This window comes from Vibrio rubrogenes (assembly GCF_059641415.1).
On record NZ_JCARSY010000001.1, the window covers coordinates 238,852 to 262,259 of the forward strand.

General features: G+C 44.9%; 23 protein-coding genes. 4 read left to right on the forward strand and 19 right to left on the reverse strand.

Annotated features, from left to right (window positions below; genetic code table 11):
* Window positions 1–7: 7 nt before the first annotated feature.
* The 12 genes from nusB to AC55NX_RS01255 all read right to left on the reverse strand — a co-directional run bounded on the left by nusB (window position 8) and on the right by AC55NX_RS01255 (window position 10,769).
* Window positions 8–475 carry a transcription antitermination factor NusB gene (gene nusB / locus AC55NX_RS01200; protein ID WP_038183436.1) on the reverse strand — a complete coding sequence of 156 codons (468 nt, stop codon included), beginning with the start codon at window positions 473–475 and terminating at the stop codon, window positions 8–10.
* Window positions 475–945: a 6,7-dimethyl-8-ribityllumazine synthase gene (gene ribH, locus AC55NX_RS01205; protein ID WP_072956243.1), complete on the reverse strand. Its 471-nt coding sequence runs from the start codon at window positions 943–945 to the stop codon at window positions 475–477. Before ribH ends, nusB begins: the two co-directional genes overlap by 1 nt.
* 137 nt (window positions 946–1,082) lie before the next feature.
* On the reverse strand, window positions 1,083–2,192 hold the full coding sequence (gene ribBA / locus AC55NX_RS01210) for a bifunctional 3,4-dihydroxy-2-butanone-4-phosphate synthase/GTP cyclohydrolase II (protein WP_496994086.1): 1,110 nt from the start codon (window positions 2,190–2,192) through the stop codon (window positions 1,083–1,085).
* Window positions 2,193–2,273: 81 nt separating this feature from the next.
* A complete protein-coding gene (locus tag AC55NX_RS01215; protein WP_496994087.1) occupies window positions 2,274–2,933 on the reverse strand; it encodes a riboflavin synthase in 660 nt (219 codons plus the stop codon).
* Window positions 2,934–2,949: 16 nt separating this feature from the next.
* Window positions 2,950–4,065 carry a bifunctional diaminohydroxyphosphoribosylaminopyrimidine deaminase/5-amino-6-(5-phosphoribosylamino)uracil reductase RibD gene (gene ribD, locus AC55NX_RS01220; RefSeq protein WP_496994088.1) on the reverse strand — a complete coding sequence of 372 codons (1,116 nt, stop codon included), beginning with the start codon at window positions 4,063–4,065 and terminating at the stop codon, window positions 2,950–2,952.
* 12 nt (window positions 4,066–4,077) lie between these two features.
* Window positions 4,078–4,527, reverse strand: coding sequence for a transcriptional regulator NrdR (nrdR, locus tag AC55NX_RS01225; RefSeq protein ID WP_038183424.1), 450 nt, complete (start codon window positions 4,525–4,527; stop codon window positions 4,078–4,080).
* 111 nt (window positions 4,528–4,638) lie between these two features.
* On the reverse strand, window positions 4,639–5,889 hold the full coding sequence (locus AC55NX_RS01230; RefSeq protein WP_496994089.1) for a glutamate-5-semialdehyde dehydrogenase: 1,251 nt from the start codon (window positions 5,887–5,889) through the stop codon (window positions 4,639–4,641).
* A 14-nt stretch (window positions 5,890–5,903) separates the two neighbouring features.
* The gene (gene proB / locus AC55NX_RS01235; protein ID WP_496994090.1) at window positions 5,904–7,040 is read right to left on the reverse strand and encodes a glutamate 5-kinase; all 1,137 of its coding nucleotides are present in this window, start codon (window positions 7,038–7,040) and stop codon (window positions 5,904–5,906) included.
* A gap of 120 nt (window positions 7,041–7,160) precedes the next feature.
* A complete protein-coding gene (gene crl / locus AC55NX_RS01240) occupies window positions 7,161–7,553 on the reverse strand; it encodes a sigma factor-binding protein Crl (protein ID WP_496994091.1) in 393 nt (130 codons plus the stop codon).
* A gap of 83 nt (window positions 7,554–7,636) precedes the next feature.
* Window positions 7,637–8,881: an esterase FrsA gene (frsA, locus tag AC55NX_RS01245; protein WP_496994092.1), complete on the reverse strand. Its 1,245-nt coding sequence runs from the start codon at window positions 8,879–8,881 to the stop codon at window positions 7,637–7,639.
* Between the two features lie 96 nt (window positions 8,882–8,977).
* Entirely contained in the window at window positions 8,978–9,442 is a 465-nt protein-coding gene (gene gpt / locus AC55NX_RS01250; protein WP_496994093.1) for a xanthine phosphoribosyltransferase, read from the reverse strand.
* 37 nt (window positions 9,443–9,479) lie between these two features.
* Window positions 9,480–10,769 (reverse strand): NCS2 family permease, encoded by a 1,290-nt coding sequence (locus tag AC55NX_RS01255; RefSeq protein ID WP_496994094.1) that lies wholly within the window; start codon window positions 10,767–10,769, stop codon window positions 9,480–9,482.
* 832 nt (window positions 10,770–11,601) lie between these two features.
* Here AC55NX_RS01255 and AC55NX_RS01260 point away from each other — a divergent pair.
* From AC55NX_RS01260 to rimK, 3 genes are all read left to right on the forward strand, one after another.
* A complete protein-coding gene (locus tag AC55NX_RS01260) occupies window positions 11,602–13,083 on the forward strand; it encodes an aminoacyl-histidine dipeptidase (protein WP_496994095.1) in 1,482 nt (493 codons plus the stop codon).
* Window positions 13,084–13,439: 356 nt separating this feature from the next.
* Window positions 13,440–13,880 carry an ATP-dependent zinc protease family protein gene (locus AC55NX_RS01265; RefSeq protein WP_496994096.1) on the forward strand — a complete coding sequence of 147 codons (441 nt, stop codon included), beginning with the start codon at window positions 13,440–13,442 and terminating at the stop codon, window positions 13,878–13,880.
* Entirely contained in the window at window positions 13,877–14,782 is a 906-nt protein-coding gene (rimK, locus tag AC55NX_RS01270; protein ID WP_496994097.1) for a 30S ribosomal protein S6--L-glutamate ligase, read from the forward strand. Before AC55NX_RS01265 ends, rimK begins: the two co-directional genes overlap by 4 nt.
* A gap of 89 nt (window positions 14,783–14,871) precedes the next feature.
* On the opposite strand, the gene AC55NX_RS01275 is transcribed toward rimK, so the two are convergent.
* The 3 genes from AC55NX_RS01275 to AC55NX_RS01285 all read right to left on the reverse strand — a co-directional run bounded on the left by AC55NX_RS01275 (window position 14,872) and on the right by AC55NX_RS01285 (window position 18,718).
* Window positions 14,872–16,233 carry a sodium-dependent transporter gene (locus AC55NX_RS01275; RefSeq protein ID WP_496994245.1) on the reverse strand — a complete coding sequence of 454 codons (1,362 nt, stop codon included), beginning with the start codon at window positions 16,231–16,233 and terminating at the stop codon, window positions 14,872–14,874.
* Between the two features lie 218 nt (window positions 16,234–16,451).
* Window positions 16,452–17,510, reverse strand: coding sequence for a DNA polymerase IV (gene dinB / locus AC55NX_RS01280; RefSeq protein ID WP_059122743.1), 1,059 nt, complete (start codon window positions 17,508–17,510; stop codon window positions 16,452–16,454).
* Window positions 17,511–17,788: 278 nt separating this feature from the next.
* The gene (locus AC55NX_RS01285) at window positions 17,789–18,718 is read right to left on the reverse strand and encodes a DMT family transporter (protein WP_059121439.1); all 930 of its coding nucleotides are present in this window, start codon (window positions 18,716–18,718) and stop codon (window positions 17,789–17,791) included.
* A 93-nt stretch (window positions 18,719–18,811) separates the two neighbouring features.
* On the opposite strand from AC55NX_RS01285, the gene AC55NX_RS01290 reads away from it, so the two are divergent.
* Window positions 18,812–19,705, forward strand: coding sequence for a LysR family transcriptional regulator (locus AC55NX_RS01290; RefSeq protein ID WP_496994098.1), 894 nt, complete (start codon window positions 18,812–18,814; stop codon window positions 19,703–19,705).
* Between the two features lie 46 nt (window positions 19,706–19,751).
* Here the strand turns inward: AC55NX_RS01290 and AC55NX_RS01295 are convergent, their stop codons facing one another.
* The 4 genes from AC55NX_RS01295 to nqrE form a co-directional block, all read right to left on the reverse strand.
* A complete protein-coding gene (locus AC55NX_RS01295; RefSeq protein ID WP_496994099.1) occupies window positions 19,752–20,819 on the reverse strand; it encodes a PA0069 family radical SAM protein in 1,068 nt (355 codons plus the stop codon).
* Window positions 20,820–21,046: 227 nt separating this feature from the next.
* The gene (gene nqrM, locus AC55NX_RS01300; protein WP_059121442.1) at window positions 21,047–21,280 is read right to left on the reverse strand and encodes a (Na+)-NQR maturation NqrM; all 234 of its coding nucleotides are present in this window, start codon (window positions 21,278–21,280) and stop codon (window positions 21,047–21,049) included.
* Between the two features lie 271 nt (window positions 21,281–21,551).
* Window positions 21,552–22,775: an NADH:ubiquinone reductase (Na(+)-transporting) subunit F gene (gene nqrF, locus AC55NX_RS01305; RefSeq protein WP_496994100.1), complete on the reverse strand. Its 1,224-nt coding sequence runs from the start codon at window positions 22,773–22,775 to the stop codon at window positions 21,552–21,554.
* A 32-nt stretch (window positions 22,776–22,807) separates the two neighbouring features.
* Window positions 22,808–23,404: an NADH:ubiquinone reductase (Na(+)-transporting) subunit E gene (gene nqrE, locus AC55NX_RS01310; RefSeq protein ID WP_496994101.1), complete on the reverse strand. Its 597-nt coding sequence runs from the start codon at window positions 23,402–23,404 to the stop codon at window positions 22,808–22,810.
* Window positions 23,405–23,408 lie beyond the last annotated feature (4 nt).

Consider the following 23,408-nt stretch of genomic DNA (forward strand, 5'->3'; position numbering starts at 1 on the left):
CGGACACTTATTTCTTACGAACATGAGGTGCCGCTTTATCCAGCACACCATTGACAAATTTATGGCTGTCTTCTGCTGCAAAAGATTTCGCGAGTTCAATCGCTTCATTGATCACGACTTTATAAGGCACATCTTCGCGACGTGTCATCTCATACATCGCTAAACGAAGCAAAGCAAGTTCCATCATATCGAGGTCTTGCATCGGACGAGAAGCATAAGGACGAATTTTACTATCCAGCTCAGTGTGGTTCAGCACGACACCGGCGAGCAAATCACGAAAATACTCAACATCAGTTTCAGGCGCACGAAGTGCTGGTTCTGTTGAGCGATGCTCTTCATCATCATATTTATCACTAGAGAGAAACTGAGCCTCAATCGTTGAGACATTCTCACGGGTAATTTGCCAAGAATAAATAGCCTGTAAAGCAAACTGGCGTGCATTACGACGTGCGGCTGGTTTCACATGAGCCCCCATTAGGAATCAATTGCAGAAAGAACATTAATCATTTCAAGTGCGCTCAGTGCAGCCTCTGCACCTTTATTACCAGCCTTGGTTCCTGCGCGTTCAATCGCTTGATCGATAGTATCAACCGTCAAGACACCAAAAGCGACAGGCAAGCTATACTCGAGAGAAACTTGAGCTAAGCCTTTATTACACTCATTACAAACATAGTCAAAGTGTGGCGTACCACCTCGGATTACCGTCCCAAGAGAGACGATCGCGTCAAACTGACCGGTTTTTGCGACTCGCTGCGCAACAAGTGGTAGTTCAACGGCACCCGGACAACGAACAACCGTAATATTCTCATCACTTACCTGACCATGACGTTTCAACGTGTCAATTGCACCGGAAAGTAAACTTTCATTAATAAAACTATTAAACCGTGAAATGACAATCGCAATTTTCGCGTGAGGTGCCGGGAAACCTCCCTCAATCACTTTCATAAACTTTCCTTAAAACTCTGTTCATCAGCGAGAATCGGCGGATTCTAGCATAGTTCCATCATTAATTTCTAATGGTATTTCTGAAGGCGCTCGGAAACAGATTCCCTGTTTTCATCCGAGCCTCTCCCCCGGATGGCTTACTGACTGACATACTCCACAACATTCAGTCCAAACCCACCCAATGCATGATACTTTTTATTCGCAGACGAGAGCAGCTTCATATCTGTGACTCCCAAATCAGCAAGGATCTGTGAACCCACACCGACACGACGAGAAGTCCCTTGTTTTTTCGCCATCGCAGGTGCTTCACCTTTATCCTGTAACTCAAACATCTTGATCCGATGAATAATCAGTTCAGGAGACTCTTCATTACCGAGCAGAACCAGTACGCCGCCTTCAGCACTAATGCGTTTCATCGCATCTTCAATACTCCAACTCCGATCAGCATTTCGATCACTATGAAGTACATCCGTAAATGTATTAATCAGGTGAACACGGACCAGAGGAATATTCTGACTCTCTTGCTCTTTTACCAGCGCATAGTGAACCTGATTATCGATCACATCACGATAAGTGATTAAATCAAATTCCCCATAAGCGGTTGGCAACCGACAAGTCGCAACACGCTCAATGGTTGTTTCCGTGTTGTTCCGGTATTCAATAAGGTCGGCAATTGTCCCCAGCTTAATTTGGTGTTTCTCTGCAAAGATTTCCAAATCGGGACGTCTTGCCATGCTACCGTCTTCTTTAAGAATCTCAACAATCACCGAAGCTGGTTCCAAACCGGCTAATCTTGCCAAATCACATCCAGCTTCAGTATGTCCGGCGCGAGTCAATACGCCACCATCCTGAGCGGCAAGTGGGAAGATATGCCCCGGCTGAACGAGATCAGAGGCTTTCGCATCTGATGCAACCGCAGCCTGAACAGTCCGGGCACGATCACCGGCTGAAATACCAGTTGTGACCCCTTCCGCAGCTTCAATCGAGACCGTAAAATTGGTGGTAAACTGGGCGTTATTATCTTGCACCATCGGCGCCAGTCCCAAACGCTGACAACGCTCTTTGGTCATCGTCAGACAAATCAGCCCCCGCCCATGCGTTGCCATAAAATTAATCGCTTCTGGTGTAATATGCTCTGCGGCAATAATCATATCACCTTCATTTTCGCGATCTTCATCGTCCATCAGGATAACTATTTTACCCTGACGAATATCTTCGATAATTTCTTGGGGGGTGCTAATTGCCATCGTTTTTATCCTCGGTACTGAATTTAGTCTATTGTTCTGTATGATGCTTCAATGCAATCTCAAACAGCAAATGGCCATCATTCAAGCAAAACCATTTTGTTGCAAAAATTCGAGTGTCATGGAAGCGTTCTGTTCACGCTTCTCAGTAGCTCCGGCACTCAGTAATCGCTCCAGATAGCGAGCCATTACATCGACTTCAAGATTCACTTGTCGTCCGACCCGGAATGCATGAATGGTGGTTTCTGACGACGTATGGGGAATGATCGTCAGTTTAAAAGCATTGTGGCGTAATGCATTGACCGTCAGGCTGATCCCATCGACAGTGATTGAACCTTTTTCCGCCACGTAACGACAAATGTCTTCCGGTAAAGCAATCCAAAATTCTATCGCTCGACCAACCTGAGCACGCTCAATAATCTCACCAACCCCATCGACATGACCGGAGACAATGTGTCCGCCAAAGCGAGTGGTCGGTAACATTGCCTTTTCCAGATTGACGCGATCTCCCACTTGGGCGTGGGCAAAACTCGACTTATTGAGTGTTTCCAGCGATAAATCAGCGGTATAACTTCTTTCTGTCATCTCAACAACCGTCAGACATACACCGTTAGTCGCAATGCTGTCACCCAGTTTTACGTCTGACATATCCAGAGAACCGACTTCAACCTGAATGGAAACATCTTCACCTTTCGGGGTAATCGCGGTGAGAGTCCCGATAGATTCAACAATACCAGTAAACATGATGTTACTCTTATATTTATACTTTGGGAGAATGATACTGCGGTATCACAGTCATACGAATGTCGGGGCCAACCCGAACCACATCAGAGATATCGAGCTGCAATACATCTTGCATCGATTCGAAACCAAACTGACCAAACAATCCTCGTCCGTCACTACCCATTAATTTCGGAGCCAGATAGAGAATAATTTCATCAACTAACTGCTGTGACAGCAATGCCTGAGAGAGTGTCGCACCCGCTTCAACCCAAAGATGATTCACTTGATGCTTGTCAGCTAACTGACGTAACAGAGAACGAAGATCGAGCTTACCTGTCGAGTCAACAGCGACACAAATATCTGCGTCGTTCTGCCCCACCGTCAGCACCGTCCCGTCGCCATCATACAGCTTCAGCCGGGCATGTAAGCGGTGATGCTGATCCAAAATGATTCGTGTCGGTTGACGGATATCAGCCAATGGATAAGCCTGACAAACCGATTCAGGAAGCGCACGACGCCGAACTGTCAGCGCTGCATCATCCGCAATAACCGTTTGGCTGGTTGACAAAATTGCACTGGCTTTGGCCCGAAACTTTTGCACGTCGGCCCGAGCTTGCGGCGATGTGATCCACTGGCTTACACCGTTTGCTAAAGCAGTTTGCCCGTCAAGACTAGCTGCCATTTTTAACTGAACCCATGGCATTCCGGTTCTCATTCGTTTAAGAAAAGCAGGATTCAGTGCACTTGCATCCGCTTCCAGTAATCCGCTCAGGACTTCAATTCCCGCAGCTTGCAGCATCGCAATACCACGGCCGGCTACTTGTGGATTTGGGTCTTGCATCGCACAAATGACTTTCACCACCCCAGCCTGAATCAAACCTTCAGCACAGGGGGGCGTTCGACCATAGTGGGAACAAGGCTCCAGTGTAACGTAGGCCGTTGCGCCTTGTGCTTGCGCGCCAGCCTGCCGCAACGCATGAACTTCCGCATGAGGTCCACCAGCCTGCACATGATAACCTTCCCCCACCACTTGACCAGCTTTGACTAAAACACAGCCAACATTGGGGTTTGGGGATGTGGTGTAGACGCCTCTCTTTGCTAACGCGATCGCTTTTGACATCATTTGATAATCAAACGCGCTGAAAACACTCATCAATACAGCCTTCTAGTCTTCCAATCTGGCAATTTCTTCACCAAATTCCCGAATATCTTCGAAGCTCCGGTAAACCGAGGCGAAACGAATGTAAGCGACTTTATCCAGCTCTTTCAACTGTTCCATCACTAAGTTACCAATCAAATCACTAGGAACTTCTCGCTCACCTGTCGCCCGCAACCGCGACTTAATCGTGCTGATTGATAGATCAATGGCATCAGCACTGACCGGCCGCTTTTCCAGCGCCCTCAGCATACCATTGACCATTTTATCCTCATCAAACGGTTCACGGTTACCATTTGACTTAATCACTCTGGGCATCACGAGCTCTGCGGTTTCAAATGTTGTAAACCGCTCATGACAAGCCAGACACTGTCGGCGACGGCGCACTTGGTGTCCATCGGCAACCAAACGCGAATCGATCACTTTCGTATCATTTTCCGAACAAAAAGGGCAATGCATAACACCTCCACTCCAATGAGAGTGAGTTTAACGGAATTGCTAACAGGAGGGAAAGAAAAAGGGGCAGAAATGCCCGCTTATCACACAATCCATTTGATTCATCTGAAAATATCAACTTCTGGACAAATAATCGGCTCGGCCGACCCACTTATAGCTAGTGAGTTCTTCCAGCCCCATCGGTCCTCGCGCATGTAATTTCTGCGTTGAAACAGCAACTTCAGCACCTAAACCAAACTGGGCACCGTCAGTAAAACGCGTTGAAGCATTGACATACACCGCAGCGGAATCGACAGCATTGATAAATTGTTCAGCATGATCGAGCCGATTGGTCATAATTGCATCCGAGTGACTGGCATGATGCTCACGCATATGCTGAATGGCTTGATCGATATTCTTAACCACTTTCACACCAAGCGTATAGCTCAGCCACTCCGTATCAAAATCACCATCCTGAGCTGCTCTCAGAGATGCTGCGCCCGTCAGCCCCGCCTGCGCTGATGCATCAGCAACAAAAGTCACCTGTTCATTCAAACGCTGAGCCAACAATGGTAAAAACTCAGCGGCAATCTGCTCATGAACCAATAGTGTATCCAAAGCATTACAGGCAGATGGACGTTGCACTTTTGCATTTTCAATCACATCCAGAGAGCGGTTCAGGTCAGCACTGTCGTCGATAAACATATGACTGATACCAAATCCACCGATAATCACCGGAATGGTGCTATTTTCCTGACACATCTTGTGTAATCCGGCACCACCGCGTGGAATAATCATATCGACATATTGATCCAGCTTCAGTAGCTCGCTGACCAGTGCTCGTTCCGGATTATCAATATATTGAACGGATGCGGCTGGCAATCCGGCTTTTTCCAATGATGATTGAATGACTTTAACCAGTGCCATATTTGAGTTAAACGTCTCTTTTCCGCCTCGCAATATACTGGCGTTACCGGTTTTCAGACATAGCGCGGCAATATCGATCGTAACATTGGGCCGGGCTTCATAAATAACCCCGACAACTCCCAATGGCACACGACGACGAGAAAGAGACATCCCATTTTCCAGAATACGACTATCCATTTCTCGACCAACAGGGTCCTGTAAACCAACCACATTCCGTACATCACTGGCAATGCCGGCTAAACGCTCTGTGTTGAGTAATAACCGATCCAACAAAGCATCACTCAATCCCGACTGACGCCCCAGATCAATATCCTGCGCATTCGCTGCCAAAATTGCATCTCGGTTAGCTTCCAGTTCATCAGCAATGATTGTTAAAGCTCGGTTTTTCTGTGCCGTTGTGGCGGTTGATAATTGAAAAGCGGCTTCTTTGGCTGCTTTTCCCATCAATATTAGGTCCACGCTATACTTCCTTCTTATTCTTGAATCACGACCATATCATCCCGATGTACCACTTCGGAACCATAATCATGTCCTAACAGTTCATGAATTTCTTTACTATGTTTGCCCTGAATGATCTCCAGATCCTGACTGGAATACGAAGAAATCCCCCGGGCAATGACCTGCCTTGACTGATTGAGAATGATTGCCACATCACCCCGAGAAAATACACCGTAAATTGCGATGATCCCTTTTGCCAGTAAACTACTTCCCTGAGAAACAACTGCGTTCACGGCACCATCATCAATCATAATCTCACCGGATGCAGCTGGCCCTGCCAGAATCCAACGCTTGCGATTTTCCAACGCTTCTTCCAGCGGTAAGAATCGAGTGCCTTGAGGATGTTCGCTCAATGAATCCGCAATCACATTCGGGGCCCGTCCAGAAGCAACAATGACTTCAATACCGGCTCGACGAGCAATATCTGCGGCTTGTAACTTGGTTGCCATACCGCCGGTTCCGAGTGTTGTGCCGCTTCCCCCTGCAATTTTCCGCAGCGTGTCATCAATTTTTTTGACTTCTCGAATCAACTCAGCATTCGGATCCTTGCGTGGGTCAGCCGTAAATAATCCTTTTTGATCCGTTAAAAGCAGTAGCTTATCTGCACCGCATAATATCCCGACCAGCGCGGATAAATTGTCATTATCGCCAACTTTAATTTCAACGGTTGCCACTGCATCGTTTTCATTCACTATCGGGATAATGTCATGCGCTATCAACGAATTCACGGTATCTCGTGCATTTAAAAAACGTTCACGATCTTCTAAATCGGCACGTGTCAGTAACATCTGACCAATTTTGAGACCATAAATCGAGAATAGAGACTCCCAAGTCTGGATGAGCTGGCTTTGACCAACGGCGGCCAATAACTGCTTACTTGCGATCGTATTCGGTAATGCCGGATAGCCGAGGTGCTCTCTTCCGGCAGCAATCGCCCCGGAAGAAACTAAAACAACGGCATGTCCCTGACGCTTCAGCTCAGCACACTGTCGGACAAGCTCTACCATTTGTGCCCGGTCAAGCGCTAGCGTTCCGCCAGTCAGAACACTGGTTCCCAACTTGATAATAATTGTTTTTGATTGTCGTTCTTTTTCAGGTTGTTCTATCGCCATATCAATCATACGATCTAAGTAGAAAAGGAGAGATTCTTTTTAGCAATCAAAAGGGCAATTCACAAGTAGAAAAAGGTGCAACTGCACCTTTTTTAACAGAATGAGAAAATAAGATGAGAACTATTTATCAACCAAAAGCGGATCGCAGGTGGTTAGCTCACAGCCGAATTGATCTTTGAGTAACGTTTCCAGCTTCGCATGGAATGCTTTTTGAGTTCGATGAACTTCTTCTAATGCCTGAGATTGAGGCTCTTCAAGAACCCAATTTCCAGCGCGATCATATCGACCAATCGCATATGTTGCTTCAAACAGCTGTTCATCCGAATGTGATAATGACATCCACCACCCCCAAAATTCCCTCACTTCCGGTGATTTTTTATCATTGACGCAAACGGCCAGACAATCAAACAGGTAAGTTCCACTCTGATATTGTTCTTCTCTCAAATATGGACCTAACAATCTAAAGGCTGCATTTAACCGGTGATGGGTTGGTTCCTTACTCAATTCTGGCATTTCAGCACTCCTTTTTTACAGAATTGCATGTCACTCTAAAATTCAACAAAGCGCATATCTTTTAAATAAAATAGCACAAAAAGTCACTGTATCAGTTCATCTTCAAGCCAGTTTATCGCCAAATCGAGGGCTTGCTCATATCCGTGAAATAATGTCTTTGACTTAATCTCTTTTGCCCGACCACCAACACTATAAGATGCAACTAGTTGGTTATCTGAATAAGGCGATACCGGATCACCTTCCAATCCCAAAGCCAGAATGGGTGTTTTTGTCTTTCTACCGACAAGGAATCCTTGGGCTTTGAGTGACCACGCCCGCAACTGCATTGATAAACTGTCGATATCGACCACGCTTTTTCCTAATCTGGATGCCAGTACATCCAGATACATCTTCGGCATCCGTTTCAGTTTTTCAGGAGAAGACAGAATATCATGCACCGGTGCCCCCAAAGAGATACAAGCCCGGATTTTACTGGATTCAACAAATGACAACCGGATCATCGCATTGCCGCCAAAACGAAAACCAATTAATCCGACCCGGTGGTGATCGATCCAAGGTAAACGAGCCAGCTGATTAAGAACGGTTTGGTGAAGAACGGAGGTGTCTTCGGTTAAAGGCCATTGCGAGTTATACCCAATGGACGGCATATCAATCGTCAACATCGCAATATCTCTCTGCGCCAGATAATCTCGGAATAAACGCCACATATCGGTTTGCAGACTATCCAGACCGGCCGTCACAATCACAACAGGTTGAGGGCGCTCTGTATGTGATAAGTGCAGATGAGCAATAATTTTCTTGTTCTTATACGGAAACTCCAACTGTTTCACAACGTATCCAGAACGTTTTGCAGCTTCCGTATAGGCGGTGTTTGCCAATGCCTGAGCCTGAATGGCAAGCGTGTCATTCTTAAGATGTGGGTATCCAGCGATACTAAAACATAAGGATGCAGCAAACATTCGATCAGCCGCAGCTTCGCCCTCAAGCTGATCGGACTCATGCTGATAACGGACTCCTAATTTATTCCACTCATAAGCCCAGTTTCCTTGTCGATATCCCATCACCGTATCCAGCCATGCATCAATGGTTCTGGAGTGTGATGAAGATGCGATCCGCGCTAAAACTTCTTCCTGATCTATCGAGTCAATGCCCTGCCATGCCCATTGCATTCGCCTCAGTGTCCGATACCAAGCTCCCTCAATTTTCTGAGTCACAAATCCTTGGCTACTTGACATGTATTGGGTCAATGCAGAGGTTTCTTTAGCCTGTTTATGGTTGTCAAACAACCGCTCAGAAAGGTTTTCACTGTTCTTATTACTCTTAGGCATAAATCGGGACCACTTCGGAAAACGTTTAAATTCATCAAAAAAATGGTCCATAACAGGACCATTTTCTCAGATTAGCATCAATTCATACGAAAAAATCTATTTCAGCTTACGATTCACTGGCTCAACATAGGATAGTACAGTATCCCAAGGTTGTTCAATCCATGTATCCTGAGCAACATCAACGATATATTCATCGACTAAATCTTTACCGGCTGGCTTGGCACATACAGTCACAAGTTTCGCTTTTGGATACAATTCGCGAATTTTACGTGCTGTATCACCACTATCTACCAAGTCATCAACAATCAAATACCCTTCACCATCATGTTCAGGTGCTTTCAGTATGCTCATATCTCGCTGATGATCATGGTCATAGCTAGAAATACAGATAGTATCGACGTAACGAATACCCAATTCTCGGGCAAGAATTGCGGCTGGCACAAGTCCACCGCGACTCACCCCTATCAGACCTTTCCACTGTTCTGCGGGCATCTGGCGCTCAGCAAGCTGACGACAATACATCTGCATATTATCCCATGTAATCAGGAATCTTTTGCTCATTGTTTTCTATCCAATTTTTTATCTAAAATCTAATTCGTTAACCTGCGATATATTTTACAACAAAAATCGCAGCCATGAACCACACGCTGAGTGAAACATGACGGGCTTTACCACTCAAGAGTTTAATCACTGCATAGGAAATAAAACCTAAAGAGATACCTTCTGCAATTGAAGATGTGAGAGGCATCATTAAACAAGTCACAACAACGGGAGCAGCCTCTGTGAGATCACGCCAGTCAATACCAACCAATCCAGAGAGCATCAGAATAGAAACATAAAGCAGCGCACCTGCGGTTGCATACGCGGGAATCATCCCTGCAAGAGGCGCAAAGAATAAAGCAAACAGGAAGAGAATTCCAACCACAACAGCCGTCAATCCAGTCCGTCCGCCAGTCGCGACACCAGCAGCACTTTCAATATAAGAAGTCGTATTCGATGTTCCGAGTAACGCTCCAGCAACGGTTGCTGAAGAATCAGCCAATAATGCCCGGTTCAGACGAGGAATTTTTCCGTCTTCACCGATGAGATCAGCTTTTTGAGCAACGCCCACTAATGTTCCGGCCGTATCAAACAGATCGACAAACAAGAATGCAAATACAACCGAAATCATGCCGACATCTAACAGCGCGGAGAAATCCAGTTGTAAAAATGTCGGAGCAATGCTCGGTGGCATAGAAATCAAACCGCCCCAGTGAACATCACCCAGCATCAGGCCAATCGCACTGATTGCCAGAATAGAAATCATCACACCGCCTTTCACATTACGATAAACCAGTGCGATCGTGAGAAAGAAACCGAGGGCGCCTAAAACACAATGCAGCGAAGTAATATGACCAAGAGAAACCAGTGTAGCTGGATTATCAACGATGATACCTGCATTTTTTAACGCGATAAAAGCAAGAAACAGACCGATCCCCGATGATATACCGGTTCTCAAAGACATCGGTATCGAATTGATAATCCATTCCCGAATCTTAAATAAACTCAGCAAGATGAACAACACACCTGAAGCAAATACCGCAGCCAAAGCAACCTGCCACGTGTACCCCATACCAAGCACGACGGTATAGGTGAAAAATGCATTCAGTCCCATCCCGGGAGCCAACGCAATCGGATAATTTGCGATAAAGCCCATAATGAAACAACCAACGGCGGCTGCCAGACAGGTTGCAACAAAAACAGCGCCACGATCCATGCCTGTATCGGCTAAGATCGCTGGATTGACAAAAATGATGTAAGCCATGGTCAGAAAAGTCGTAATTCCCGCAATGACTTCTGTTCGCATGGTTGTCCCATGTTCACTCAGTTTAAATAGCTTCTCGAGCATGATGGTTCCTGTGTAGATTCAAGTAAACGGTTGCGTAAACGATTGGGGGGCGATTATAGAGAGTAAAGACGGCAAATTCTAGCGTAATTGATATAAAAACTGACCTAATAGTCAAGTTTATGAAACCTTGTAAATATTCCGATTTACATTATAAAAATCATCAAAAATACGCTTGTCATCCCCATCTGTGACTTCATAAGGGTGGCAGGCAATACCGTATAATAAGGATAAAAAAACGCCACTTCACATGAAGTGGCGCTGGAAAGGGGTCAAAATCTTCCAATAAAATTTAGGGGTGAACAAAAATGTCCGAGCTGCAAGTTTCTATCGTTTCCAACTCTACAACAGACCATCAGAGCAAATTGGTCAAGCCAGGCTCCCGAATATCCCCCATCAATCTCGCCGGGGAAGTGCTTCATTCAGGCAACTCCATAAACTGGTTAAATAGAAGCATTGCAAACAGAGTTAAATATACCATAAAGAAAATTTATTACAATATTATAGTGACAAAAATCAAATAAACCGCGCGAGAGTTATTTTATATTGAGATTTATGTAATTAAATTACCAAAACACCTCTATTTTGTGAAAATTTATTCCTTAATGACAACCACCAATAACCAACTAAGCTCATATTTATTTTTAAAAAACATTTCTCATGCTATCCCCTGCATGATGAGGGTGATATTCTCTTGCTATCGACTGGTGCGCATGGGTCTTCAGTACAAGCTTGTCTTCACTAACGAATGCTTCAGTACAATGAAGCCTTAAGCACCAATTCAGTTTGATTTGATCCACTTTTCATTGACCACCTTGTGAAACAGGAGTCTTCAGTGTCAGAATTCCAATCCGAAATTAGTCAACTTTCACCCTCTCTCGTCTGGAAGTTTTTCGATAAAATATGTTCTATCCCGCATCCTTCATACCATGAAGAAAATCTGGCGCAATACATTATCGAATGGGCTCAAGGGCAATCATTTGATGTCAGACGGGATCCAACGGGTAATATTTTTATTAAGAAACCAGCAACATCAGGTATGGAAAACCGAAAGGGTGTCGTGCTGCAAGCGCATCTGGATATGGTACCTCAGAAAAATGAAGAGACCGTTCATAACTTCGAACAAGATCCGATTCGTCCTTATATCGATGGTGACTGGGTCACCGCTCAAGGCACGACTCTCGGTGCAGACAATGGTATCGGAATGGCAACCTGTCTGGCGGTTTTAGCCTCAGACAACATCCAACACGGTCCTTTAGAAGTGCTGTTAACGATCAATGAAGAAGCCGGTATGACCGGTGCATTTGGTCTGGAAGCAGGTTACCTTGAAGGAGAGATCCTGCTAAATACCGACTCAGAGCAGGAAGGGGAAGTTTACGTCGGATGCGCCGGAGGAATTAACGGACTGCTCGCTTTTGATATTGAACGCTGTCAAGTTCCGGCAAATCATGTGGTCCGAAAACTCCAGCTCAAAGGTCTCAAAGGCGGCCATTCTGGCTGTGATATCCATCTCGGCCGGGGCAATGCCAATAAACTCTTCGCCCGATTTTTGGCGCAACATGCCGAACCCCTCGCGCTCCGGCTGATTGATTTTCAAGGCGGCTCGCTGAGAAATGCCATTCCTCGTGAAAGTTTTGTTACTTTATGTCTGCCTGCAGAAAATGTATCCAAACTGACTGAAGCATTCCAATGTTTCACCGCAACGATTCGTCAGGAGCTGGAACAAGCTGAAGGGAATATCATAACTGAATGCCATGACATTGAGCTGAACCCGAAACAACATCAGGTATTTGATTTATCGACTCAGCAACGTTTCATTGCAACACTCAATGCCAGTCCCAATGGCGTGATTCGCATGAGTGATGATTTTCCCGGTGTGGTCGAAACATCACTGAATATAGGGGTCGTCAAGACTGAAGCATCAACGATTTCGATCCTCAGTTTGGTTCGTTCTTTAATCGACTCTGGTCGTCAACAGGTAGAAAGCAGTCTGAGGTCTATTGCCGAGCTCGCACATGCGAAAGTTAATTTCTATGATGCTTATCCTGGTTGGAAGCCTGATACGAATTCAGCCATTATGGCCATTTTCAGAGAGCAGTACGAGAATATCTATGGCCATAAACCGAATATTATGGTGATCCACGCAGGCCTCGAGTGTGGATTATTTAAGCGCCCCTATCCGGATATGGACATGGTGTCGTTCGGTCCGACCATTAAGTTCCCGCATTCTCCGGATGAAAAAGTGCAGATCAGCACGGTTCAGCAATTCTGGGAACAAATGATCGTCATGCTGAAAAGCATCCCCGAAAAAGACTAAGTCATGATATACCGTAGCGGAAAATAGCACCGTCCGCTACGGTGCACACTACTCGAACATGATGTAAAATCAAGCAATCTATCTTATTGAAAATAAAAATAATTTAGTCGCAAGTTTCAGTGTACGGCATCCATCATGATTATTTATCGTTACGGATAATTTTTTTATTCGCTCAATACTGAAACTGCTGGTAGTGTTCCCTCAGGCAAAGTCACATCTGTTTAAAAATTAAGCGCGCTTCTGTATAAGATGCTCCCTAATAGCTATGATTGCCAATGGGGGAATAGCCTTGCAGGAATAAAATTGCCCAGCGCCTTTCCTATCGATTCAACGTCTATTAATCGAAGAACATAAAAATGAATGAAAAAATTATGATTGGCTGGAGAGAAACACTCAGTCTTCCAGCTTTGGGAATTCACACGATCAATGCAAAGATCGATACTGGCGCAAAGACATCTTGTCTCCACGCATTTAAAGTAAAAACCTTCAAAAAAGAAGGCGTACAATGGGTACGATTCTGGTTACATCCCCATCAAAAGGACGATTCAGAAGTTGTCATTTGTGAGGCGCCAGTAATCGACCGACGCATCGTCAGAAACTCCGGCGGCTATGAGGAAAAACGTTATGTAATCCGTACAGAGATCAAGCTTGGTACGGAGCAATGGCCAGTCGATATTACGCTGACGAACCGTGAAAATATGGCATTCCGAATGTTATTAGGCAGGACAGCGATGCGCCCGAGAATCATCGTTGACCCGGATGCATCATTTCTACTGACTTCTGGTGATAACAGATGAAATTTGGCATTCTTTCGAGAAATAGTTCGCTCTATTCAACTCAGCGACTGATAGAAGCATGTAAAGAGCGAGGACATGAATATAAAGTGATCGACGCCTTACGTTGTTACATGAATATCAACTCAGAAAAACCTGAAATCCATTTTAAAGGGGAGCAGTTATCTGGGTTTGATGCCATTATTCCTCGCATCGGGGCATCGGTGACTTTTTATGGCACGGCAGTCTTACGTCAGTTTGAAATGATGGGGGTTTATCCAGTGAATGAATCCGTCGCCATCAGCCGTTCCAGAGACAAACTTCGCTCCATGCAATTACTGTCCAGAAAAGGCATTGGTATGCCTATTACCGGATTTGCCAGCAAACCAGATGATATAAAAGACTTATTGAATATGGTCGGCGGTGCACCTGTTGTGATCAAACTTCTTGAAGGAACACAAGGGATTGGCGTTGTTTTAGCCGAAAACCGCAAAGCAGCGGAAAGTGTGATTGAGGCCTTTATGGGGCTCAAAGCAAACATTATGGTTCAAGAATACGTCAGGGAAGCCGGCGGCGCTGATATCCGCTGTTTTGTTATTGGTGATAAAGTGATCGCATCGATGAAGCGCCAAGGCGCTGAAGGTGAGTTTCGTTCAAACCTGCACCGAGGCGGGACAGCAACATTAGTCAAGATTTCGCCTCAAGAAAGAAAAACAGCCATTGACGCTGCAAAGATTATGGGACTCAACGTTGCCGGTGTTGACATCCTCCGCTCCTCTCGCGGCCCACTGGTGATGGAAGTCAATTCATCACCCGGTTTAGAAGGTATTGAAAAAGCAACAGGCAAAGATATCGCAGGGATGATCATTGAGTTTGCCGAAAAGAATGCGCAATCGAGAAAAACAAGAACTCGGGGACGAGGATAACTTATCCCCTCAAGAGCCAGGTGACAGGCTCTTGAGGGTACATCTGTCACTGAGATCGAGTTACAGAAATAGCAATACGAGTCACTACCCTACTGAGAAAATAGAGAAAACCATATCACGGCGACAACAAAGAGAGGGCAAACATATTTAATATATGCCGGCCATAAACGTCCGAACCAATGTTGAGAAACGCCCGGAAAACCGTGCTCAAGTTCGGTAATTTTAGCGCGATGACGCCAAACCCATCCCCCAAACAGACAGAACATTAAAGCTGCAAGCGGCTGTAGGTATTGTGTTGCCATCATCACAACCAACCCAAAAAGTTCAGCGAAATGATAGAGCACCACCACACTAAAGAGCGCTATGACCGTGCCCAAAGCCCACGTTGTACCATTCCGGCTGGTATTCCACCGTTCACTGACAAGCGTCACCGGACATTCAAGCATTGATATCGATGAAGTCAGCGCAGCAATGGTCAATAGCAAAAAGAAGATGATGGCAAAAAACTGCCCGAAAACTCCCAAACTCTCAAACATCATCGGTAATACACGGAAAACCAATGTATCGGAATTGAGTAAACTCCCATCCGCTGCATAAATTTCAACACCTTGCTTCATTGCTACAAACATCGCAGGCATAACGACCAATCCCGCAATAAAGGCAACCCCGGTATCAACCAGTGTGACACTCAACGCCATTTTGGGGAGATTCTCTTTTTTACTCAAATAGGAGCCATACACCAACATTGAGCAACCGCCAATGGTCAGCGAGAAGAACCCTTGTCCCATTGCAGCAAGGAGCAAATCTTTATTCCATATTTTCGTGAAGTCAGGAATCAGATACTGCTTGAGTCCGTCAACGGCTCCGTCTTGCATCAAAATATAAATGAACAATACTGCAAAGAGGACAAACAGAGCCGGCATCAAACGCGTAGACCATTTTTCGATGCCCTGCTTAACACCGCCCTGAACAATCAGAATCGTTAAAACATAGAAAATAACGGTTCCTAGCAAATTACGTTCAACCGAGAAGCCTTCTAACCACTGAGAGAGTTCTCCCCACCCCAATAGCTGACAGAATGCGGCCAGAAAGAAACAAATGATCCAACCGCCGACAATACTGTAAAACGCAAGTACCGCACAGGGAACACTTAATCCCAACCACCCTACGCCAGCTGCAAATTTCTGGGTTTTCGGTTCAGATGAAAGAGCTCGCATACTATCGACTGGATTCGCTTGACCGTGGCGTCCTATTGCCATTTCAACGACTAACATCGGAAAAGCAACAAAAGCAATCAGAATCAGATAAACCAGCAGGAAAGCACCACCACCATTACTGGCAACCTGAGTCGGAAATCCCCAGATATTACCCAACCCCACCGCAGCACCAGAAGCCGAAAGAATAAACCCAAGTCGAGACGCGAAAAAATCACGCGAAGAAGATTGTGCCATACCACTCATACAACATATCAATAAACTAGTTGACAAGTACAATAATCAAAAAATTGGTTTTTCACAACCAAAAAAGAGTGTATTCGGTGTTCATAGCTCAAATGTTCTTATATTTAACTGTAAATAAACATAAACAAACGATAAGTCTCTATTTTTTATCTGTCACTGGATAGGACATCGCGGGTGGCGGAAAATGCGGTAAAGCAGCTGATTTCAAGTCACCAGTCAAAACTCATTTGCTCTTTTTCACTCGGTTCGACATTCAGTCCAACAGACAAACCGATAAGGCGAATCCCTCGCCCTTGCTGCCTCAACAGCGCATCTCGCAATAACACAGTAAAAAAATTCTTATCTAAAGTTTGTTGTTTGTGTTCAACTGTCGTTTGCTTAAAATCATCAAATTTCAGCTTAACCCCTTGCCGGATAATTCCCTTTTCCGGGGATATTTTTTCAAGCCGAGTCACTAAAGATGGATATAAGCGGCCAATCACGTCTAAACACTCTGCTTCAGTATAGATATCGGTGCTAAATGTTCTTTCAACACCGACGGACTTTCTAACCCGCGAGACTTCAACAGCCCTTTTATCGATACCATGACATCTGTCCCACAGTGTTTGACCAAAACGACCAAAGTGTTTGACTAACAGATGATGTTCATATGCTTTCACGTCCTTGCCATGAAACAGGCCTAACTTGTGTAGCTTTTCTAAGGTAACTTTCCCCACCCCGGGAATTTTTCCCAGTCCCAAGCCATCAATAAAGGTATGCAACTCATTCGGGGGAATGACACAAATTCCGTTTGGCTTGTTAATATCCGAGGCCACTTTCGCAACAAATTTAAGCGGAGCGACACCTGCACTTGCCGTCAGATTCAACTCAGATTCAATGGTCTTTCTGATATCTTGAGCAATCAATGTCGCAGAGCCTTTAAACAGCGTGGTATGCGTTACATCCAGATAGGCTTCATCTAAAGACAGCGGCTCAATCACATCTGTATATCGGGTAAAAATTTCACGTATTTGCTGAGAAACAGCTTTGTACTTCTCCATATTTCCAGAAATCACCGTCAGTTGCGGACATAGCCTGAGCGCATGAGAAGTTGGCATTGCCGAACGAATACCATATTGACGAGCTTCATAATTACAAGTGGAGAGCACCCCACGCCCAAACTGAGATCCCCCGATAGCCAATGGAATACCTCTCAGGCTGGGATTGTCTCTTGCTTCAACCGCTGCATAATAACAATCAAGGTCTATGTGAATGATTTTATTGGTCATAGTCATTCTCGATACTCAGTGACGTGTATTGAATTGGCTATCAAATAGATTGGTTCTGCTGATCAGTTATGAATAGTATATACTGTAATTATATACAGTATATACTATTTTTTCATGACCTCTTTTAAGTGAGCATGAGTAAAAAACTGCTTGATGAAAGATCAGCAAGGAGCGAGTTCCGTCACTATCGAGATTGATATAAAAGTTCTGTTGCTACACCGAACATAAAAAAGGCGGGAACCACCCGCCTTTCTCATTTGTTCATCGCGTGAATTCACCTAGAATTCAGAGCAAGGTTTAGGCTTGCGTTTCAACAGATGAATTCGTGGCAGTAGCAGGCCTGTAATGACAATCGCAATCCCGAGTAATTGTAACTGAGTCACGGCATGACCGAGCATGAATGAGGTGAGCACAGAAAAGATCGGGACAAAGTTGAAAAACAGTGCCGCATTCGCTGATCCAAGGTGACGTACACCATTTAACCACAGTAAATAACCCGCAACTGTGCTAAACATGCCAATGTAAACCACTTCCGATATGCCTAATGCTGTACTATTCCACAATTCAGCGAACGGATACACTTCTGGTGATATCAGACACATGATACCAATCACCAAAGCTCCGCTCAGCATACCGATAAAGGTATAAGAAATTACAGGCATCCAACGACTAATCTCCTGACTAACATAGGTATAAAAGCTCCAAGCAAGCATACCACCAAAGATCAACTGATCGCCGTGGTTGATCTGCATAGAGAATAACGTTTCAAGATGCCCGTTGGTGATCACCATCAGTACGCCGGCCAGACTCACCAGCAGACTGAAACATTGTACAAAAGACGGAAAAGTGCGCAGTGCAATACACGCGATCAGAGATGTCATCAGCGGACTAAGCGCCATAATCAGTGAACCGTTGGTCGCATTGGTGGTCGCCAGTCCCGTAAACAGACCAAGGTTGAGCCCGCCCACCCCGACAACGCTGGCCGAAATGACCCAACACCATTGATACCCGCTCAAGTGCATTTTTGGCATACGTTTAACTTTGAGGTATACCGCCAGACATGTGGCCGCAATAATGAAGCGCCAGAACACTAAGGTGAGTGCGTGCACTTCATCTAACGCATGCTTACCAATTGGAAAGCTGCTGCCCCAAAAGAAGGTACAGATAATGAGAAGAACAACCGCTTTCATCGTTGAATTAGATTCCATCGTCACTCCGAATGACTTGCCAAAACTTACTACTTAGTGTATTGCTTTCAATAATTAGATAAATAAGCAATTTTAAGACAGTAAATACCAATAATGAAACCTAGCTATTCATTAGACGACTTGCGCTGTTTTTGTGCTGTCGCACATGCAGGCAGTTTCAAAGATGCTGCCCAATCTTTGGGGATGCCACTCTCTACTTTGAGCCGTCGTATCCGCCAGTTAGAAGCGGATCTACAGCTTCGTCTACTCAATCGAGACGCTCACCGAGTTATGCTGACCAGTACCGGTGAGCAGTATTTCCAGCGCTCCGCCATGCTGTTTGATGAACTCAATAATATTGACGAAGATCTCCATCGGGATAAATATCAGCCGCAGGGAAAAATCCGCATTTCCGCGCCAATCAACGCTGGTTCATACTTCCTGCGAGATATCTTCTATGATTTTTTGCTGCAATATCCAGATATTCAGCTGGATTTGAATTTTTCCAACTCTCTGATTGATATTGAAGCGGAAGGGATGGACGTGGTGTTTCGAGTCGGTAATCCGGTTGTCGACAACTGGATTGCGAGACCATTAAAGCATATCCATTTTATTTTGTGCTCTCATTCTGATTACGATATTTCCAGCATAACCACACCAGAAAGGTTGTGTGGTCACCCCACCATCATTTGTCGTCCAATGATACCGTGGCAGTTAGTACACAAAAAGAATAGTGAAACGTTTGATTATCATCCCCAGAAAGGAATAAGGCTGGAGGTGGATGAAATTTTGACGCTAATTCACGCCATAAAAGCAGGACTCGGTATCGGATACGTACCGGATTACTTTGCACTACCGATGATAGCTCAGGGGGAAATCAATCATGTGCTACCTGACTGGCGCAGCATAGCTCGCACATTATTTATGCTATATCGCGACCGGGACAACTTACCGATGCGAGTCCGCCTGTTCGTCGAGTTTATGATCAAGCACTTTAACGAACACTAACTTCATCGCCAACAGATGACAAAGAGACTGATGTACCTTTTTCATCTCAAAACAGCACCATTTGATCACCACGCCGAGGCGGAACTTGAAAGCGACTGTAATCCAATGGTTCCGATTTTCGTTCCTCAGCACCCATTTTACGTCTTGCCAGATGAAAACGTTGTCGAATGAAATCAGCATAAACACCACTGCCGGTCATTCGTTTACCAAATTCGCCTTGATAGAGTTGCCCACCATGCATACTACGGAGATGACTAAGCACTCGCTCAGCCCGTAGAGGAAAATGTATGTGTAACCAATCTTCAAATAAAGGAGCAACCTCGTGGGGCAAGCGCAACATTACATAACCAACACGCTCAGCCCCCGCTTCAACACTTGCCTGAACTAATGTCTCTATTTCATGATCGTTAATAAAAGGGATCACTGGCGCGATCATCACGGTCACAGGTATATTTTTCTCTCTCAACGCACGAATCATTTTCAAACGGACAGATCCCGGAACAGCTCTCGGTTCGAGTCTACGCGATAAGTCATTATCAAGCGTCGTTAAGCTGACACCGACATGTACGAGCTGTTCTGATGCCATCGATTGCAATAGGTCAATATCCCTCAAAATCAGAGAGCTTTTCGTGATCAAAGAAATCGGTTGTTTATATTCATAGGCGATATTCAATAGTTTCTGAGTAATCTTTAGCTCTTTTTCTATCGGTTGATAGGCATCGGTATTGATACCAAGCGCAATCGGTTGACACTGATAATTCGGATGTCTGAGTTCTGTTTCAAAAACCTCAGGGGCATTTATCTTTGCCGTCAGGCGTGTTTCAAAATCAATGCCGGGAGAAAGATCCAGATACGCGTGTGTCGGCCGGGCAAAACAGTAAATACAACCATGCTCGCAACCTCGATACGGATTTATCGAAAAACGAAACGGAATATCCGGAGATTGATTCGATGTAATCAAGGTCTTGGCATATTCGTAGCGAATCTCTGTGTTCGGTGAAGATACAGAATGAAAGCCATCTTCCGTTTCAATCATGCGGACTTCAAAACGCCCAGGGATGGCTGACATCGTTCCGCGGCCTTGGAACCGCTTCCCTGATACATCGCGTGACATAACAACTCATAACACTGTTTATATATACAGTATATCATAGACGCAATTTCTCGAGATCGCGATCTAATTTTTTGTGGTTCACCAAATAATTGCAATCACGTCCTACATGACTGACAGTGTCCAATAGAGAGAATCAAGGAGAGGATGAATTGGAGGGCAGGATGCCGCTCTCAATATGGAAGAGTCCCCGTTGAGAGCAGCACAAACGTAAACAGAGCTAAGCTCAATTAAGCAATACGGTCTTTGTTCCATTCAGCTAAACGTTCAGCTCTAGCAGCCGCTTTAGCTTCGCGTTTCTTGCGAGCATCACAAGGTTCAGGACAGTTGCAGACTTTTTCAATACCGACAGCCCCCAGACCACCACAGCTACCACTCACCATTTTCTTTTGGAATATATATCCAACCGCCATCGCTGCAATCACAACAACAAACATTGCAAAAGTGATTAGGAAAGTACTCATATTATACCTCATTCACGGTTCAGACAGGCGGGAAGCAATCCGGAGAGAGCTTCTTTGAACCACATTTCGTTTCACAATCACTACAACTTCAGTGATTCATCCACCAACTGATCATTTTTCCCCGATTACCAAAAACCTCAATCTCACCAACAAACCTTTTAGTCCCCTCGATGAGATACTCTGTCATTCAACCATGACAAAATTCAGCACTTGGATAAAACAATGGCTGACTTTACAGTCAGCCATATCATACAGGGGATGAAATGACGGCTTAACCGCCGAAGTCATCCAGAAGAATATTTTCTTCTTCGACACCTAGCTCTTTCAGCATGTTAATCACGGCTGCATTCATCACTGGTGGTCCACACATGTAGTATTCACAATCTTCCGGTGCGTCATGATCCTTCAGATAGTTCTCATACAGAACGTTGTGAATAAAACCGGTATAGCCATCCCAGTTATCTTCTGGTAATGGATCTGACAGGGCACAGAACCACTTGAAGTTGTCGTTCTCTTCTTGTAAAGCATCAAAATCTTCTACATAGAACATTTCACGCTTCGAACGTGCACCATACCAGAAACTGATCTTACGCTTAGACTTCAGACGTTTCAGCTGATCAAAGATATGTGAACGCATTGGCGCCATACCTGCACCACCACCGATAAAGACCATTTCTGCATCGGTATCTTTGGCAAAGAATTCTCCAAATGGACCAGAAATTGTTACCTTATCGCCCTCTTTCAGAGACCAGATATAAGATGACATTTGACCTGGCGGTACATTCGGATTATTCGGTGGCGGTGTTGCGATCCGAACATTCAGCATAATAATGCCAAATTCTTCAGGATAGTTTGCCATCGAATATGCCCGAATGATGTCTTCGTCAACTTTCGACTCATAACGGAACAGGTTAAATTTTTCCCAATCAGAGCGATACTCTTCAGGGACATCAAAATCTGAGTACTTAATATGGTGCGCTGGCGCTTCAATCTGAATATATCCGCCCGCACGGAACGGTACAGATTCGCCATCAGGGATTTGTAACTTCAGCTCCTTAATGAAAGTCGCCTTGTTATCATTAGAGATAACAGTACATTCCCACTTTTTCACCCCAAAGATGTCTTCCGGCAATTCAATTTCCATATCTGCTTTTACGGAAACCTGACAAGCCAGACGTTCACCTTCGCGAGCTTCACCTTTAGAAATATGGCTTAATTCTGTAGGAAGAATGTCACCACCACCCGATTTAACTCTTACTTTGCACTGGCCACAAGAACCACCACCACCACAAGCGGATGATACGAAAATACCAGATCCTGACAGTGCGCCCAGAAGTTTACCGCCCGGGCTTGTGACGATCGCTTTCTCAGGATCGTCATTAATTAAAATCGTAATGTCACCTGTTGGAACAAGCTTAGATTTGGCAAATAGAATCACCAAAACTAAAACCAGTACAATCAGAGTAAACATCACTACACCAAGAATAATGTCCATTGACTATTCCTTATTGCTGCGGTTTACCCGACTTACAGTTGAACACCAGAGAATGACATAAAGCCTAACGCCATCAAACCGACCGTGATAAACGTGATACCAAGACCACGTAACCCAGGAGGGACGTCAGAATATTTCATTTTCTCACGGATACCTGCAAGCGCAACGATTGCAAGCATCCAACCAGCACCGGAGCCAAAGCCATAAACAATTGACTCAGTAAAATCATACTCGCGCTGTACCATAAACGATACACCACCAAAGATCGCACAGTTCACCGTAATGAGTGGTAAGAAAATACCCAGTGCGTTGTATAAAGGTGGGAAGAAACGGTCAAGAACCATTTCCAGAATCTGTACTAACGCAGCGATCACACCGATGAAAGTGATAAAGTTCAGGAAAGTCAGATCAATACCATCGACCAGTGCATTTTCTTTCAAAACGAGGTTATAAACCAAGTTATTGACTGGCACCGAAATGGTTAACACAACAGTAACGGCAATCCCCAAGCCAAACGCTGTTTTGACTTGCTTTGAAACAGCCAGAAACGTACACATCCCCAGAAAGAAAGCCAGAGCCATGTTTTCCAGGAAAATGGATCGTACGAGTAAACTAATATAATGTTCCATTGTT

What these genes read in the sequence shown, in the direction of transcription:
- frsA (WP_496994092.1), bottom strand. Translation starts at nt 8,881, where the DNA reads ATGCCTAAGAGTAATAAGAACAGTGAAAACCTTTCTGAGCGGTTGTTT.
- AC55NX_RS01215 (WP_496994087.1), bottom strand. Translation starts at nt 2,933, where the DNA reads ATGTTTACTGGTATTGTTGAATCTATCGGGACTCTCACCGCGATTACC.
- nqrM (WP_059121442.1), bottom strand. Translation starts at nt 21,280, where the DNA reads ATGAGTACTTTCCTAATCACTTTTGCAATGTTTGTTGTTGTGATTGCA.
- AC55NX_RS01290 (WP_496994098.1), top strand. Translation starts at nt 18,812, where the DNA reads ATGAAACCTAGCTATTCATTAGACGACTTGCGCTGTTTTTGTGCTGTC.
- nusB (WP_038183436.1), bottom strand. Translation starts at nt 475, where the DNA reads ATGGGGGCTCATGTGAAACCAGCCGCACGTCGTAATGCACGCCAGTTT.
- nqrE (WP_496994101.1), bottom strand. Translation starts at nt 23,404, where the DNA reads ATGGAACATTATATTAGTTTACTCGTACGATCCATTTTCCTGGAAAAC.
- ribH (WP_072956243.1), bottom strand. Translation starts at nt 945, where the DNA reads ATGAAAGTGATTGAGGGAGGTTTCCCGGCACCTCACGCGAAAATTGCG.
- AC55NX_RS01265 (WP_496994096.1), top strand. Translation starts at nt 13,440, where the DNA reads ATGAATGAAAAAATTATGATTGGCTGGAGAGAAACACTCAGTCTTCCA.
- AC55NX_RS01255 (WP_496994094.1), bottom strand. Translation starts at nt 10,769, where the DNA reads ATGCTCGAGAAGCTATTTAAACTGAGTGAACATGGGACAACCATGCGA.
- AC55NX_RS01295 (WP_496994099.1), bottom strand. Translation starts at nt 20,819, where the DNA reads ATGTCACGCGATGTATCAGGGAAGCGGTTCCAAGGCCGCGGAACGATG.
- nqrF (WP_496994100.1), bottom strand. Translation starts at nt 22,775, where the DNA reads ATGGACATTATTCTTGGTGTAGTGATGTTTACTCTGATTGTACTGGTT.
- nrdR (WP_038183424.1), bottom strand. Translation starts at nt 4,527, where the DNA reads ATGCATTGCCCTTTTTGTTCGGAAAATGATACGAAAGTGATCGATTCG.
- AC55NX_RS01285 (WP_059121439.1), bottom strand. Translation starts at nt 18,718, where the DNA reads ATGGAATCTAATTCAACGATGAAAGCGGTTGTTCTTCTCATTATCTGT.
- AC55NX_RS01275 (WP_496994245.1), bottom strand. Translation starts at nt 16,233, where the DNA reads ATGGCACAATCTTCTTCGCGTGATTTTTTCGCGTCTCGACTTGGGTTT.
- ribBA (WP_496994086.1), bottom strand. Translation starts at nt 2,192, where the DNA reads ATGGCAATTAGCACCCCCCAAGAAATTATCGAAGATATTCGTCAGGGT.
- ribD (WP_496994088.1), bottom strand. Translation starts at nt 4,065, where the DNA reads ATGAGTGTTTTCAGCGCGTTTGATTATCAAATGATGTCAAAAGCGATC.
- rimK (WP_496994097.1), top strand. Translation starts at nt 13,877, where the DNA reads ATGAAATTTGGCATTCTTTCGAGAAATAGTTCGCTCTATTCAACTCAG.
- dinB (WP_059122743.1), bottom strand. Translation starts at nt 17,510, where the DNA reads ATGACCAATAAAATCATTCACATAGACCTTGATTGTTATTATGCAGCG.
- crl (WP_496994091.1), bottom strand. Translation starts at nt 7,553, where the DNA reads ATGCCAGAATTGAGTAAGGAACCAACCCATCACCGGTTAAATGCAGCC.
- gpt (WP_496994093.1), bottom strand. Translation starts at nt 9,442, where the DNA reads ATGAGCAAAAGATTCCTGATTACATGGGATAATATGCAGATGTATTGT.
- proB (WP_496994090.1), bottom strand. Translation starts at nt 7,040, where the DNA reads ATGGCGATAGAACAACCTGAAAAAGAACGACAATCAAAAACAATTATT.